11 protein-coding genes and 1 tRNA gene are annotated in these 14,302 nt (G+C 69.9%); 5 read left to right on the forward strand and 7 right to left on the reverse strand.

The genetic code is table 11. The features are described 5' to 3' along the window. Positions 1-137: 137 nt before the first annotated feature. Both ACWGDB_RS20140 and ACWGDB_RS20145 read right to left on the reverse strand, forming a co-directional pair. A complete protein-coding gene (locus ACWGDB_RS20140) occupies positions 138-1,277 on the reverse strand; it encodes an SPFH domain-containing protein (protein ID WP_453823622.1) in 1,140 nt (379 codons plus the stop codon). Positions 1,278-1,334: 57 nt separating this feature from the next. After that, positions 1,335-2,786, reverse strand: a complete 1,452-nt coding sequence (locus ACWGDB_RS20145; RefSeq protein ID WP_453823623.1) for a peptidoglycan-binding protein — start codon at positions 2,784-2,786, stop codon at positions 1,335-1,337. A 184-nt stretch (positions 2,787-2,970) separates the two neighbouring features. Here ACWGDB_RS20145 and ACWGDB_RS20150 point away from each other — a divergent pair. From ACWGDB_RS20150 to ACWGDB_RS20165, 4 genes are all read left to right on the forward strand, one after another. Then, positions 2,971-3,044 (forward strand) — tRNA-Lys (locus ACWGDB_RS20150). 230 nt (positions 3,045-3,274) lie between these two features. Next, the gene (locus tag ACWGDB_RS20155; protein ID WP_453823624.1) at positions 3,275-3,991 is read left to right on the forward strand and encodes a FadR/GntR family transcriptional regulator; all 717 of its coding nucleotides are present in this window, start codon (positions 3,275-3,277) and stop codon (positions 3,989-3,991) included. 324 nt (positions 3,992-4,315) lie between these two features. Continuing rightward, positions 4,316-6,313: a glycosyltransferase family 2 protein gene (locus tag ACWGDB_RS20160; RefSeq protein ID WP_453823625.1), complete on the forward strand. Its 1,998-nt coding sequence runs from the start codon at positions 4,316-4,318 to the stop codon at positions 6,311-6,313. Continuing rightward, complete coding sequence (locus ACWGDB_RS20165) at positions 6,310-8,247, forward strand: galactose oxidase-like domain-containing protein (protein ID WP_453823626.1); 1,938 nt, start codon at positions 6,310-6,312, stop codon at positions 8,245-8,247. The genes ACWGDB_RS20160 and ACWGDB_RS20165 overlap by 4 nt, the downstream gene beginning before the upstream one ends. A 56-nt stretch (positions 8,248-8,303) precedes the next feature. On the opposite strand, the gene ACWGDB_RS20170 is transcribed toward ACWGDB_RS20165, so the two are convergent. After that, positions 8,304-9,335: a glycoside hydrolase family 6 protein gene (locus ACWGDB_RS20170; protein WP_453823627.1), complete on the reverse strand. Its 1,032-nt coding sequence runs from the start codon at positions 9,333-9,335 to the stop codon at positions 8,304-8,306. Positions 9,336-9,495: 160 nt separating this feature from the next. On the opposite strand from ACWGDB_RS20170, the gene ACWGDB_RS20175 reads away from it, so the two are divergent. Beyond that, positions 9,496-10,275 carry a GAF and ANTAR domain-containing protein gene (locus ACWGDB_RS20175; protein WP_453823628.1) on the forward strand — a complete coding sequence of 260 codons (780 nt, stop codon included), beginning with the start codon at positions 9,496-9,498 and terminating at the stop codon, positions 10,273-10,275. A 224-nt stretch (positions 10,276-10,499) separates the two neighbouring features. Here the strand turns inward: ACWGDB_RS20175 and ACWGDB_RS20180 are convergent, their stop codons facing one another. From ACWGDB_RS20180 to ACWGDB_RS20195, 4 genes are all read right to left on the reverse strand, one after another. Then, positions 10,500-11,165 (reverse strand): class F sortase, encoded by a 666-nt coding sequence (locus ACWGDB_RS20180; RefSeq protein WP_453823629.1) that lies wholly within the window; start codon positions 11,163-11,165, stop codon positions 10,500-10,502. Continuing rightward, on the reverse strand, positions 11,162-11,722 hold the full coding sequence (locus ACWGDB_RS20185; RefSeq protein WP_453823630.1) for a hypothetical protein: 561 nt from the start codon (positions 11,720-11,722) through the stop codon (positions 11,162-11,164). The genes ACWGDB_RS20180 and ACWGDB_RS20185 overlap by 4 nt, the downstream gene beginning before the upstream one ends. Before the next feature lie 113 nt (positions 11,723-11,835). Then, entirely contained in the window at positions 11,836-12,615 is a 780-nt protein-coding gene (locus ACWGDB_RS20190; RefSeq protein ID WP_427844861.1) for an HAD-IIA family hydrolase, read from the reverse strand. Positions 12,616-12,691: 76 nt separating this feature from the next. Beyond that, positions 12,692-14,224, reverse strand: a complete 1,533-nt coding sequence (locus ACWGDB_RS20195) for an alkaline phosphatase family protein (protein WP_453823631.1) — start codon at positions 14,222-14,224, stop codon at positions 12,692-12,694. Positions 14,225-14,302 lie beyond the last annotated feature (78 nt).

The raw sequence follows: 14,302 nt of genomic DNA on the forward strand, positions 1-14,302 counted from the left end.
CTGGGAACGTGGGGGAAGTTCGGCGAGCTTGCAGGTCTAGACCAAGTCTCAGATTATTGCTGACTGTTGAACATGTCCATACCAATCGACGAACATGTTCGACGCGCCGTCAGGTTCACGCCGTGACGATCGCGCCGTCAGACGGCCGTCTCCCCCCGCCCCGCACAGAACGCCACCGTCAAGTCCTTGACCAGCGCCTTGCGTTCGTAGTCGTCGAGTTCGACCAGGCCCCGCATGGTCAGCGTGGTCACCGTGTCCTCCACCGAGTCGACGACCGAGGTGAGCATGGTCGCCCGGGCCTGCGCGTCCAGTGCGGCGATACGGCGGCGGTGCATGGCGGCGGCGACCTCGGGGGCGTACTCCACCCGCACCGGCCGCACCGAGAACACCTCCAGGCCGACCACACCCGCGTCCCGCGCGACCGTCCGGGTCAACGCGTCCGCGGTCACCTCGGCGGAACCCCGTGTGGCACCCGGCATCTCCACCGGCACCCGGGCGAGCGCCGCCTCGACGCACTCGCGCAAGTAGAGCTCGTGGTCCTCCACCCCGAGCGTCGCCTTCGCGGTGTCCTTCACCCGCCACACCACCAGGACGACCGCCCGCAGCGCGACCCCGTTGCCGTCCGCCGCCTGCATCGCCTCGCTGCGCCAGTGCCGCAGCCGTACGTCGGCCCGGCGTCGCAGCAGCAGCGGGTTGACCCACAGCAGGCCGGTGCGCCGGACCGTCCCCTGGTAGCGCCCGAACAGCCCGAGCACCCAGGCCCGCCCGGTCCGCCCCCGCGCCAGCCCGCCCAGGCCGACGCAGCCAAGAGCCCCGGCCCCCGCGTACGCCGCCCACTGCGCCGGCCCCAGCCCGGCCCCCGCGGACGCCGGCAACCGCAGCGCCTCCACCGCCAGCTGCGGCAGCACCCCGGCCCACCACGAGGTGGCCAGGCACCCGGCCGCCCCGCAGGCACCGGCGAGCACCCCCGCCGCCCCGGGCAGCACCCGCGCGGGCCACTCCACCAGGTCGGGGTCGACCTCCGGAGCGGGACGCGGCTTCGGCTGCATGGGGCGGCGCAGTCGCGGCTGCTCCCCCGTGCCCTGCCGGCGCGCCACGACCGTCGGTCTGAGCGGCACCGACACCGGGCCCGCCTCGTCGCGGAACAGCAGATGGACGGGGATCTCGGTGGTCACCTCGTTCTGGATCAGCCGCGCGGGCCGGGCAGGCACGTCGGCCGGCCCCTCGAGCCCCGCGAGCCCCTCGGGTTCGGGCGTGTGAGAAGTGGTCGTGGTCATGCGTGCCTCCAGCCTCCGCGCCAGATGCGTCACAACAGTGGTTGTCGGATTGCGGCGCTACGAGAAGAGCCGCCGCCAGGTCTCCGGCCCCGGAAGGCCGTCCGCCGCGCCGCCCCGCCAGCCCTGGGCACGCTGGAAGGCCTCGACGCCCCGCCGGTCCGCCTCGCCCCAGCGCGGTCCCGGCCCGGTCTTGTAGTGCTTGCCGAACCCCTTCTTCACCAGCTGCCTGCCGAGCCGGGTGACGTACTCGTTGTCGGAGCCCGGCCGGAACATCGCCCGGCCCGGATAGCCCGGCACCCCGTGCGACGCCGGCTGCGCGGGCCCGGCCGCGCCAACCGCACCGCCCGGCACGTCCTTGCCCTGGCCCGTCACCAGCAGGAGCCACGTCTGCGGCCCCGGCAGCCCGTCCGCGTCCTGGCCCCGCCAGCCCTGCGCCTGCTGGAATGCCTGCGTGGCCCTGCGGTCCGCGTCCGTCCAGCGCGAGCCGGAACCGGAGTCGTAGTACCGGCCGGCGCCCCGCTCGACGAGGAGACGGCCCAGCCGGTCGACGTGCCTGTTGTTGGCCCCCGGGCCGAAGTACGCCCGTCCCGGGTACGCCGTCGCGCTCCGCGGGGCTCCGGGGTTGGGGGTGGCCGGCATGGGGGTGGTGTCCGGCTCGGGGGTGGCGGGCTCGGTCGTGGCCGGCTTGGTGGTGTCCTGCTTCCCGGTGGCCGGCTCGGCGGTGGTGGCCGGCTTCGCGGTCTCCTGCTTCCCGGTGGCCGGTGTCGTATCCGTCGTGGCGCTCTTGAGCCCCTTGTAGCGGTAGGGCACGTAACGGTCGGAGTTGTTCGAGTAGGCGTACGGGGTGGTCTTCCGGCGGGCGTGCGGCGGTGTCGACTCGTACGCGACGTAGTGGGTGTGGGTGTGGTCCGTCCAGCCGCCGAAAATGACGACGTGCGAGCCTTTCTCGGGGTTCGCCGGATTGTGGAACAGCAGAATGTCGCCGGGCTGCAGGTCCTTCTTGGTGATGCGTACGCCATACTCGTGGAGGCTGCCGGTCCATTCGTTTCCGGGCAGCTTCCAGGCCATCGAGACGAAGCCCGAGCAGTCCTGCCGGTATCCGTCCGACCAGTACTTGGACATGCTGTACGGAACCTTCGCGGTGACCCATTTCTTGGCCCGCGTGATGATCTCCGCGCGGGTGGTGGCGGGCGTCTTGACCGGGCCGGTCGGAGTGACCGGCGTGCCGCCGGGGCCGTGCAGCGGGGCCCGGGCTCCTTGAGGGGTATCAGGCTCGTCACCTGCGGGAATACCCGGCCAGTCGGTGACGTGGGGGGCGGCGAGGGCCGGGGCCGTATGGCCTACGGCGAGGGTCGTGGAGGCGGCTGCGGCGAGGATCAGCGCCCGGTGGGCGGCCGGGTGGCGGCCGGTCGTGGAATGCGGCAGAACGCGTCTCCAGTGAACGCATCCCGGGCAGTCGCAGTCACTCGCAGGATCGAATTCCTCGAATACCGGAGTCCGAGTCTCCATGCGATTCCCCTCACACTCCGGTTGGATATCTCCGCGGCAGTACACCCCGCCAGTCTCACAACTGTCTTCCGGACTCGCATGTTGACGGTCCGAATGGTTTACGGCCACCCCGGCCACCCCGGGCCGCCCTGCGCCTGCGGTCCGGACCACCCCCGCAGGTCATGTAGAGTTACGCCGTCAGCAGGCGCCGCTAGCTCAGTTGGTTAGAGCAGCTGACTCTTAATCAGCGGGTCCGGGGTTCGAGTCCCTGGCGGCGCACCGACAGTGAAGGCCCCTCGCAACTGCGGGGGGCCTTCGCATGTGCGGCAAGCCCGGCAGCATGCGGCTGGGGGTCCGGGGGTTACCCCCCGGGATATGCAGCATCAGCGGGTCCGGGGTTCGAGTCCCTGGCGGCACCCGGGGGCTCCGCCACCCGCACCCCCTTCGGGCTGGAAGCCCCTCGTGCAAGCGGGGGGCTTTTCGCGTGTTTGGCCGGATACTCTCTGGCCATGGCAGCGCGTGACCTCCAAGAGCGGATCAAGAAGCTCATCATCGACCGCCGGCTGGCCTCCGGGGCCCCGCTGCCGACGGAGCCCGAGCTGATGGCTCATCTGGGTGCCAGCCGCAACTCCGTGCGCGAGGCGCTCAAGGGGTTGCAGGCGATGGGCATCGTCGAGATCCGGCACGGCTTCGGCACCTACGTCGGCACCATGTCCCTGGCCCCGATGATCGAGGGCCTCACCTTCCGCACGGTCGCCGGGCACTATCGCGGCGAGGACACCCTGCTCCAGCTGGTGCAGCTGCGGGAGGCCGTGGAGACGGGGCTGGTGTCCCGGCTCGCCGGGCGGATCCCGGATGCCGACCTCATTGAACTGGATGCGCTCGTCGACCGTATGGAGGAGCAGGCCGCGCGCGGCGGTGACGGCATCGCCGAGACCGACCGGGCGTTTCACGCCACCCTCTACCGGGGGCTGGACAACGCGCTGCTGGGCGAGGTCATGGAGGCGTTCTGGGACGCCTTCCACCGCGTCCACACCGATCTCGGGGGTGCCCCACAGGATCCGCTGGTCACGTGCCGGCAGCACCGGGAGATCGTGGACGCGGTGCGGTCGGGCGATGCGATACGAGCAGAGGGAGCCATACGGGAGCACTTCGGCAACATCCGTGCACGGGTATCCACGACGGGTACACAACACCCCCACAGGTGCCACAATGAGCGCGTATGACCGGTAAACACCTCGTTTCGCATCTTGCGATCATGCGGAACGGCGTAGAACTCTGGTGATTGGTTTTTCAAGATGCTGCGGATACGCGGCAGTTGGGGGGCAAGGAGCCGGTTGCCGGTTTCGTCGGGGGGTAGGGGCCCCGTTCATGACCGCATGCCGAGGGGGGCATGATGCAACCGGAAGGTCGCTGTTCCATGTCTAAGGTGTGGAAGACGTGGTGACTGCGGCCCACCACTGATACGTCTGTGAAGGTCGAGGGGGACTGGAGCAGCCGTCAAGGAACCGACAGACACGTGGGGTTACCCGCGTGTGGGGGGATGACTCATGACGTCGACGCCGACGGGCGCCCGGCAGAACTTCGACCCGTCTCAGACCACCCAGCTAAGGGTGCCTTCGCATACCCGGACCGGCGCGTTCCGCCGGATCAAGAAGACGCTGCCGAAGTACGACTACGAGCACTACAGCCGGCTGGCCGGCCCCCTCACGCAGCCCGACCCGAACAAGCCGTACCGGGTCGAGTACCGCTCACTGATCTCGCAGGAGCCGCACCGGATCAGAGTTGCGCTGATGCTGGCGGCCGCTCCGCTGCTGTCGCTGGTCCTGCTGTTCTGGCTGCTGCAGCCCGAGCACTGGACCGAACGCGACTATCCCGCCTTCGACTTCCTGCCCGCGCTCGACATCGTGATGCTCGTCTCGATCGGCCTGATCGAGTTCTTCCGCTGCATGAACGTGCTGTCGAACGCGCACGCCACGCTCGTCGCCCGCGACCCGATCCCGGTGGTTCCCGAGACCGGCACGAGAGTGGCCTTCCTGACCTCCTTCGTGCCCGGCAAGGAGCCGCTGGAGATGGTGACGAAGACCCTGGAGGCGGCCGTCAAGCTCCGCCACCGGGGCCTGCTGCACATCTGGCTGCTCGACGAGGGCGACGACCCGGAGGTCAAGGAGGTCTGCAAGCGGCTCGGCGTCCACCACTTCTCCCGCAAGGGCGTCGCCAAGTGGAACCAGGCCAAGGGCCCGCACCGCGCCAAGACCAAGCACGGCAACTACAACGCCTGGCTCGACGCCCACGGCGACGACTACGACTTCTTCGCCTCGGTCGACACCGACCACGTGCCGCTGCCGAACTACCTGGAGCGGATGCTCGGCTTCTTCCGCGACCCGAACATCGGCTTCGTCATCGGCCCGCAGGTCTACGGCAACTACGACAACTTCGTCACCAAGGCCGCCGAGTCGCAGCAGTTCCTCTTCCACGCCCTCATCCAGCGCGCCGGCAACCGCTACGGCGCCCCGATGTTCGTGGGTACGTCGAACGCCGTACGCATCAAGGCGCTCAAGCAGATCGGCGGTCTGTACGACTCGATCACCGAGGACATGGCGACCGGCTTCGAGATCCACCGCCACAAGAACCCGGCGACGGGCAAGAAGTGGCGTTCGGTCTACACGCCGGACGTGCTCGCCGTCGGTGAGGGACCGAGCGCCTGGACGGACTTCTTCACCCAGCAGATGCGCTGGTCGCGAGGGACGTACGAGACGATCCTCAAGCAGTACTGGAAGGGCTGGTACTCGCTGCCGCCGAGCAAGCTCTTCAACTACACGATGATGATCATCTTCTACCCGATGTCGGCCCTGAACTGGATCCTGGCGGCACTGAGCTGCGCGCTGTTCCTGGGCCTGGGCGCCTCGGGTGTGAACATCGACCCGACGATCTGGCTGATGCTCTACGGCAACGCCTCCGCGCTCCAGATCGGCCTGTACGTCTGGAACCGCCGCCACAACGTCTCGCCGCACGAGCCCGAGGGCTCCGGCGGCGTGGCCGGCATGGTGATGTCGGCGCTGTCGGCGCCGCTGTACGCGAAGGCGCTGATCGACTCCGCGCTGCGCAGGAAGAGCAAGTTCGTGGTCACGCCCAAGGGCGATTCCGCGAGCCCCGACCGGTGGTTCGGAACCTTCCGGTACCACTGGTACTTCATCGGGATCTTCGGCTCCTCGATCACCGCCGGTTTCGTGTACGGGCACTCGCACCCGGCGATGATCATCTGGGCGACGTTCGCCATGCTGATCACCGCGACGCCGATCTTCGCGTGGCGCTACATGCTGCGGCAGGAGAAGAAGAAGCCCGCCGAGACGGTCGCGGCGCAGCCCGCGCCGGCCCAGCCCGCGTCGTATCAGCCGGAGACGCAACCGCTGCCCGCGCAGCACGCGTCCCATGCCCCGCAGGCGGCGCACGCGCCGCAGCACAAACCGAGTTGGGCCGCCTCCGGCAGCGGCACCGACCAGACCATGCAGATCGCCCTTGGTGGACTTGGGGGACGTAAGGAATGAACGACCGTGCAGGCCGCCGCCGCGCCCGTCGACTCGCGATAGGTACGGCGGTGGTACTCGCGCTGGCCGGAATGAACGGGCCGTGGCTGTATCGCGTCGGCACCGAGAAATACCACCAGTACCAAATCAACAGACCCGAGTACAAAGCCGAGAACGGCAAGTGGGAGATCGTCGACTTCCCCGAGGAGTACCGCCAGAACACGATCCACGCGGCGCTCCTGCACACCGGCAAGGTGCTGCTGATCGCGGGCTCGGGCAACAACCAGGACAACTTCGACGCGAAGAAGTACGACACCCGGATCTGGGACCCGGTCAAGGGCACGATCAAGAAGGTGCCGACGCCGAACGACCTGTTCTGCACGGGCCACACCCAGCTGTCCAACGGCAACCTGCTGATCGCCGGCGGTACGAAGCGGTACGAGAAGCTCAAGGGTGACGTCACCAAGGCCGGCGGCCTGATGATCGTCCACAACGAGAACCCGGACGAGCCGATCACGCTGCCCGCGGGCACCAAGTTCACCGGCAAGGAGAACGGCAAGACGTTCGTCTCCAAGGACCCGGTGCTGGTGCCGCGCGCGAAGAAGGTCTTCGACAAGGCGACCGGCGAGTTCCTGCGCAACGACCCCGGCCTCGGCCGGATCTACGTCGAGGCGCAGAAGAAGGGCGAGAAGTACGAGACCGGCACCCAGGACAACTACCGCGTCCAGGGCCTGTCGGGCACCGACGCGCGTAACACGTACGGCATCGCGCAGAAGCTCGCCCTGGACAAGAAGGACTTCCAGGGAATCCGGGACGCCTATGAGTTCGACCCGGTCGCCGAGAAGTACATCAAGGTCGACCCGATGCACGAGGCCCGCTGGTACCCGACGCTCACCACCCTGAGCGACGGCAAGATCCTCAGCGTCTCCGGCCTCGACGACATCGGCCAGCTGGTGCCGGGCAAGAACGAGGTGTACGACCCGAAGACCAAGAAGTGGACGTACCTGTCGAAGATCCGGCAGTTCCCGACGTACCCGGCGCTGTTCCCGCTGGAGAACGGCAAGATCTTCTACTCGGGTTCGAACGCGGGCTACGGTCCCGACGACGTGGGCCGCGACCCCGGCATCTGGGACGTCGACACCAACAAGTTCAGCAAGCTGCCCGGGCTGAGCGACCCCAAGCTGCTGGAGACCTCCGGCACGGTGCTGCTGCCGCCCGCGCAGGACGAGAAGTACATGGTGATCGGCGGCGGTGGCGTCGGTGAGTCCAAGGAGGCGAGCGAGAAGACGCGGCTGATCGACCTGCAGGCCGACAGCCCGAAGTTCGTGGACGGGCCTTCGCTGGAGAAGGGCACGCGGTATCCGCAGGCCTCGGTGCTGCCGGACGACACCGTGCTGGTGTCGGGTGGCTCCGAGGACTACCGGGGCCGCGGCGACTCCAACATCCTCCAGGCGCACCTCTACCGCCCCGGGGCGACGTCCCTCGACCGGGTCGCCGACCCGCTGGTGGGCCGGAACTACCACTCGGGTTCGATCCTGCTGCCCGACGGCCGTGTGATGTTCTTCGGCTCGGACTCGTTGTACGCCGACAAGGCCAACACCAAGCCGGGCAAGTTCGAGCAGCGGATCGAGATCTACACGCCGCCGTATCTGTACCGGGACGCGCAGCCGTCGCTGTCGGGTGGTCCGCAGACCATCAAGCGGGGTGGGACGGGCACGTTCACCTCGCAGCACGCCTCGTCCATCGAGAACGTACGGCTGATGCGGCCGAGCGCGTCGACGCATGTCACGGACGTGGACCAGCGGTCGGTGAAGCTGGACTTCAAGAAGTCCGGTGACAAGATCACGGTGGATGTGCCGACGAACCGGAATCTGGTTCCGTCAGGCTGGTACATGCTGTTCGTGACGGACGACCAGGGCACGCCGAGCAAGGCGCAGTGGGTCAGGGTCCCGTAGCGGACACGCAATTGGGGCGCCCTCCGCGACGGAGGGCGCCCCAATTCACGTAGCAGCTACTTGCTGGCCTTCGCGAGACCCAAGGCGTACTGGGCCCACCACTCGCCCGCCTTCGGGCCGCCCTTGCACTCGCCGTCCGACTCGCCCGGGCGCTTGACCCACACGTACGCGTCGACCAGCGGGTCGGTCGTCTTGGTCGTGGGCGTCTCCCCCAGCGCGCGGCCCGGCGGGTTGCACCAGCGCTCGTCCGGGTTGCCCTCGGTGTAGGGGCCGTTGCCGTTGCGGCTGGTGTCGATGACGAACGGCTTGTTGCCCACCTTGGTGGACAGCTCCTTGCCGTACTTGATCGAGTCCTCGGTCGTGTAGAAGTTGGAGACGTTGACGGAGAACCCGTCGGCCTGGTCGATGCCCGCCCGCTTCAGGGGCTCGAAGATCTGGTCGGGGTGACCCCAGCCGGCGTTGCCCGCGTCGACGTAGACCTTGGTCTTCTTCAGGGACTTGAGCTTGGTGATGGCGCCCTTGAGGAGGTCGTAGCGCTCCTCGTGGAACTCGCCGGGGGTGCAGCCGTCGACCAGGTGCAGGACCGCGTCCGGCTCCAGGATCACCGCCGTGTCCCGGTCCCCGATGCCCTTGGCCACACCGTCGATCCAGCTCCGGTAGGCGTTGCCGTCGGCGGCGCCGCCCTGCGAGTACTGGCCGCAGTCGCGGTGCGGGATGTTGTAGAGGACCAGCAGGGCCGTACGGCCCGCCTTGTCGGCGGCCTCGGTGAAGCCGCGTGCCTCCTCCTCCGGGCTCTCCGGGCCGATCCACTCGCCCGTCGGCTGCTCCGCTATCTTGCGGATCTCCTCGGCGTCCTCCTTCTTGCCGGCCTTCACATAGGCCGCCACCTGCTCGGCCGCGTTCCCGTCCGGGTTCACCCAGAACGGGTCGGTCTCCTTGGGCTGTTGACTGATTCCGGCGCCGGCGTTGTCGTCGGGGTCGTCGCCGTCCCCGGAGGACGAACAGCCCGCCATCAGCAGTGCCGCCCCCAGCACCACCGCGGACGTCCGCGCGCGAGCCCCCCGCCAGGCCCCCCTGTTCAGGTACATCCAGCTCCCCCTCGGGTGCACTGTTCCAAGTCTCAATCCTGACATACGTGTCGTGGGGCACACGAGTTCGCCGAGCCTTGTCGGGGAGCTGTTACAGCCACTATGACGGCTGCCACAACGACAGGGGAAAAAGGGCAACAGGGGAAGGGGAGGTGCGGTCATGCACCGGAGCACCCGGGAGATCCGGCTGGCGGAGGCGTTGGTGGAGTCGGCGGACACGCTCGTCGACGGCTTCGAGGCCGCGCACTACTTATCGGGCGTCGCCGACCACTGCGTGGGGTTGCTGGCCGCGCGGGGCGCGGGGTTCATGCTGATCGACGACGGCCGGGCGGTGTCGCTGGCGGCGGGCGGCGCGGACCGGGAGATCACCTTGGAGCTGCTGCGGGCCCAGTACGGCGGCGGGCCCTGTCTGGACAGTTACAGCTCCGGGCTGGCGGTGCCGCCGGTCTCGATCAGGGCGGCCCGGACGGACTCCCGCTGGCCCGAGTTCACGGAGCGGGCGCTCGCCCACGACATCGCCACGACGTACGCGGTCCCGCTGCGCCGCCGGGACCGGCTGCTCGGCGCGCTCAACGTCTTCGGCGCCGACCGCACCGGCGGCCCTCCGTCCGAGGACGGTACGACGCTGCGGCTGGCCCAGCTCCTCGCCGACTGCGCGGCCCTGGGCCTGGAGAACAACACGACGTACGTCCAGTGCCGCAGCCTCGCCGGTCAGTTGCAGCAGGCGCTGTCCAGCAGGGTGCGCGTCGAACAGGCCAAGGGCATGCTGGCCGAGCGCTGGCACACCGCGGCCGACCACGCCTTCGTGGCGATGCGGCAGTACGCACGCCGGCGCCGGCTGCCGCTGGACCGGGTCGCGCAGGAGGTCATCGACCGGGTCGCGGACGACGCCGAGCTGCGCCGGGAGGCGGGGCGTGCGGACGACGGGGGACGCGCGTAGCACCCCCGCGAACTTCCTCTAGGCCCCGGCCGCCATCCGCTCTAGAGTCATTTCCGGACGACCCCAGCCCCCGGTCGGACGAGCCCCCAACTCTGGTCACTCAAAGCCTCCCGCGCCGGTCGCCGGGTTACTCCCGCAGCCCGTGCGCGCGCGGTCGAGGACCAGCCCGGTCGGCGACTTCGGGGGAGCGGTCGTCGGCCGGGCCAGGTGAACGGCTGCGGCCGTCACAGCCCCGACCCCGTGAGGTACGCCGACACGATCACGTTCGCCGTGTAGGTGCGGGTCGTTCGGTCGAAGGTGCCGCCGCAGGTGAGCAGGCGCAGTTCGGCGCGGCCCCGGTGGTGGGTGCCGTAGGCATGGTGGGCGTCGAAGCGGTCGCGGGGGACGATGTCGACGTCGTCCACGGTGAACTCGGCGACCTTGCCGTCGTCGCGGAGCACCCGCACCGTCGCGCCCGGCTTCAGCGCGCGGAGGCGGTGGAACACGGCCGGGCGGCTCTCGGTGTCGACGTGACCCACCATCAGCGCGGCCCCGACGGCTCCGGGCTTCACCCCCGCCGCGTACCAGCCGACGTCGCCGGCCTGGACGTACGGCGGTGGATCGATGGCGCCGTGGTGGTCGAGACCCCGGGCGACCACCGGGGCCTGGATCCCGAGCCCGGGGACGTCGAGGCGCTGCGGCAGCGCGTCGCCCAACGGGCGGGCGGCGGGCGGCAGGTCCACCTGCGGCGGCCGGCCGACCGCGGCGACGTCGCCGGCCACGGGTGCGGAGATGCCCTGTTGCACGTCGGTGACCTCGCGCCCCCACAGCCACAGTCCGAGCAACAGCACGGTCCAGGCCACGCCCATCAGCAGGCGGCCCCCGTAGCCGGGGCGTTCGTGCTCGGTCATGGTCGGTGCGGCCTGCGCTGCTCGCGGCTGCGGCGGGCGCTGCGCAGCGCCACGGCGGTCGCGGCGACACCGGCGAGGATCAGCCCGGTCACCGTGTGCGCCGTGCCGGGGCCGGCCTCACGGGCGTCCACGACGGCGAGCCGGGCGGTGCCACCGCCGCCGGCAGGCACGGGCGCCACGGGAGAGGCGTGGCCCGACGGCTCCGCCCCGTGCCGCGCGCCCTGCGGCCCTGCGACCGTGACCGCGCCCGTGCGGGACAGCTCCCCGCAGGCGACCGTGACGTCGTACGTCCCCGCCTTGAGCGTGGAGCGGATGCGGCTCTCGCCGGTGAGGGTGCCGTCGGCGCCGACGGTGAGGCGGGCGTCGGCGACGAACGCCTCGGAGACGGCCTCGGCGGCCCGCTCCGGGCATCCGCTCACTTGCAGCGCGATGTCCCCGCCCGGGCGGGGGGACGACGGGCTGACCGAGACACCCCCGTCCGTCGCGTATGCCGCCGGAGCGACGGCGACCGCGCCCAGGGCGGCCATCGCACAGAGAGTGACCCGCAGTGATCCCATCGTGAACCTCCAGTTACCTGGAGACTCCCCCCGGGGCACCGGCCCCGCATCCTCAGCGGGGCCGCACTGCTCCGTACGGGTCGTGTTGCGCCCCGTTTCCCCGTCCCCGGGTTTCAGATCCGCTCGACGAGGTCCGCGATGGAGTCGACGACCTTGGAGGGCCGGTACGGGAAGTTCTCCACCTGCTCGGGCCGGGTCAGCCCGGTGAGCACCAGGAACGTCTGCATCCCGGCCTCCATGCCGGCCAGCACGTCGGTGTCCATGCGGTCGCCGATCATGGCGCTGGACTCGGAGTGCGCCCCGATGGCGTTCAGGCCGGTCCGCATCATCAGCGGGTTCGGCTTGCCCGCGAAGTACGGCTGCTTGCCGGTCGCCTTGGTGATCAGCGCGGCGACGGCGCCGGTCGCGGGCAGCGGGCCCTCGGTCGACGGCCCCGTCTCGTCGGGGTTGGTGCAGATGAAACGGGCGCCGGCGTTGATCAGCCGGACGGCCTTGGTCATGGCCTCGAAGGAGTAGGTGCGGGTCTCGCCGAGGACGACGTAGTCCGGGTCGTGGTCGGTGAGGATGTACCCGATGTCGTGCAGCGCGGTGGTCAGGCCGGCCTCGCCGATGACGTACGCCGATCCGCCCGGGCGCTGGACGTCGAGGAACTTGGCCGTGGCCAGCGCCGAGGTCCAGATGTTCTCGATCGGCACCTCCAGGCCCATGCGGTTCAGCCGGGCGTGCAGGTCGCGCGGGGTGTACATCGAGTTGTTGGTGAGGACGAGGAAGGGCTTGCCGGACTCGCGCAGCCTCTTGATGAAGGCGTCGGCGCCGGGAATCGGGACGCCCTCGTGGATGAGCACGCCGTCCATGTCGGTGAGCCAAGAATCGATGGGCTTGCGGTCTGCCATGTTGCTGTGCTCCTGGCCTGCGTACGGGATGAGCTGGGGGCGCCGGAACCACGGCGTACCGACGCCCCCAGAGTAATCAGGAGTGGCTGATCCTGACCCCGTCGATCACCCAGTACCAGTTGTTGGACCCGGTGTAGCGGAACCGGAAGCTCACGCTGGACGCCCCGGCGGGGACGTCGACGGAAACGGACTGCGGCTGCGAGACGACGTCGGAGGTGTAGCTCTTGACGACGGTGGGCGTGCCGCCGTTGAAGGACGCGAGGATCTGGGCCGTCTGGGAGCCCTCCTGCCGGTAGAGGGTCGTGAAGTCCAGCCGCACCCGGGTCCGCCCGGTGACGTCGTACGCCGGCGTCACCAGCGTCGAGTCGTACGGGCCCGAGAAGCTCTTGTCGGCCCACTCGTCGGAGTCGGCGACCGCGAAGACGCCGCGGGCACGGACGTTGAGCTCACGCCACTGGTCGCGCTGGGTGCGGGACCAGAACTCGTCGGTGGCGAACGCCCAGCCGCGCCACTCGGTCATGCCGCCGGTGCCCATGGCGTTGTTGATGACGGACCAGCCGCTGGGCGGGGTGTGCGTGTAGCCGCGGACGGTCGACGGGATGCCCGTCTCGTCCGTACGGGTGGACAGGGTGAGTGTGTCGAAGGGGTCGCCGGAGCGCTCCTGGACCGGCTTGCCGTCCAGGCCCCAGGCGGGGTCGACGGGGATGCCGAGCTGCCCCAGAACGGTGGGGACGACGTCGACGAGCCGGGTGTCGATGGGACGGGCGCCCGCGGCGATACCGGGGCCGGTGGCGAGGACGAACGTACGCCGCTCCTCGATCGAGGACCCGCCGTGGCCGCCCGGGTCCGTGTGGCCGTGGTCGGTGGCGACGATGACCGTCCAGCGCTCGGAGGCGTAGCCGGGCCGGGCCTTGATCGCGGCACGCAGCCGGCCGACGAACGCGTCCTGGACGGCGATCTGGTCGAGGTAGGCCTGGCTGCCCGCGCCCTGGTTGTGGCCGACGATGTCGGACTGGCCGAAGTAGACGAACAGGACGTCCGGGTTCTGGTTGCGCAGCAGCGCCTCGGTCTCGGCGGCGAGGGTCGCGTCGTGCCCGGAGTAGCCGTCGGCGTCGCCGTCGAGGACCAGCTTGGCGTCCGCGCCGGGGGTGACGGTGCCCTGGGTGTCCAGGGGCTTCCAGTCGACGGCGGCGTAGGTGGACAGGGCGGGCCGGACCTGGGCGAGGCGGGCGAGGAAGCCGGGGTAGCGGGCGTAGTTCTTGCCGATGAAGGTGTTGTCCTTCACGCCGTGCTTGTCGGGCCAGACGCCGGTGGCGATGGTGGACCAGCCGGGTCCCGAGGAGGTGGCGGCCATCGGGCCCGAGTACAGCAGCGAGGTGCCGTACGTGCCCTCGCTCATCATGGCCTTCAGGTGCGGGGCGTCGGCCGCGTCGATGCGGTCGTGCCGCAGGCCGTCCATGCCGATGACGAGCACCTTGTCCTTGCTGGTGCCGTTGGGGAGCGTGGGCAGGGCGTGGGCGCCGGGCGCGGTGGAGGCGCCGAGTGCCAGGGTGGCGGCGGTCGCCGAGGTGGTGGTGAGGACGGTGCGGCGGGACAGGTGTGACGTCACGTGATCCTCCTGAGCGGGTGCGAGCGGGCATGGCGACGCCCCCGGTGTGGTGCCAGGGGCGTTGCGTGGTGCGGTCCG

This window comes from Streptomyces sp. NPDC055013 (genome assembly GCF_053608645.1).

Excerpts from the sequence above, each read along its gene's own strand:
- ACWGDB_RS20140 (WP_453823622.1), bottom strand. The coding sequence starts at position 1,277 with ATGACCACGACCACTTCTCACACGCCCGAACCCGAGGGGCTCGCGGGG.
- ACWGDB_RS20145 (WP_453823623.1), bottom strand. The coding sequence starts at position 2,786 with ATGGAGACTCGGACTCCGGTATTCGAGGAATTCGATCCTGCGAGTGAC.
- ACWGDB_RS20155 (WP_453823624.1), top strand. The coding sequence starts at position 3,275 with ATGGCAGCGCGTGACCTCCAAGAGCGGATCAAGAAGCTCATCATCGAC.
- ACWGDB_RS20160 (WP_453823625.1), top strand. The coding sequence starts at position 4,316 with ATGACGTCGACGCCGACGGGCGCCCGGCAGAACTTCGACCCGTCTCAG.
- ACWGDB_RS20165 (WP_453823626.1), top strand. The coding sequence starts at position 6,310 with ATGAACGACCGTGCAGGCCGCCGCCGCGCCCGTCGACTCGCGATAGGT.
- ACWGDB_RS20170 (WP_453823627.1), bottom strand. The coding sequence starts at position 9,335 with ATGTACCTGAACAGGGGGGCCTGGCGGGGGGCTCGCGCGCGGACGTCC.
- ACWGDB_RS20175 (WP_453823628.1), top strand. The coding sequence starts at position 9,496 with ATGCACCGGAGCACCCGGGAGATCCGGCTGGCGGAGGCGTTGGTGGAG.
- ACWGDB_RS20180 (WP_453823629.1), bottom strand. The coding sequence starts at position 11,165 with ATGACCGAGCACGAACGCCCCGGCTACGGGGGCCGCCTGCTGATGGGC.
- ACWGDB_RS20185 (WP_453823630.1), bottom strand. The coding sequence starts at position 11,722 with ATGGGATCACTGCGGGTCACTCTCTGTGCGATGGCCGCCCTGGGCGCG.
- ACWGDB_RS20190 (WP_427844861.1), bottom strand. The coding sequence starts at position 12,615 with ATGGCAGACCGCAAGCCCATCGATTCTTGGCTCACCGACATGGACGGC.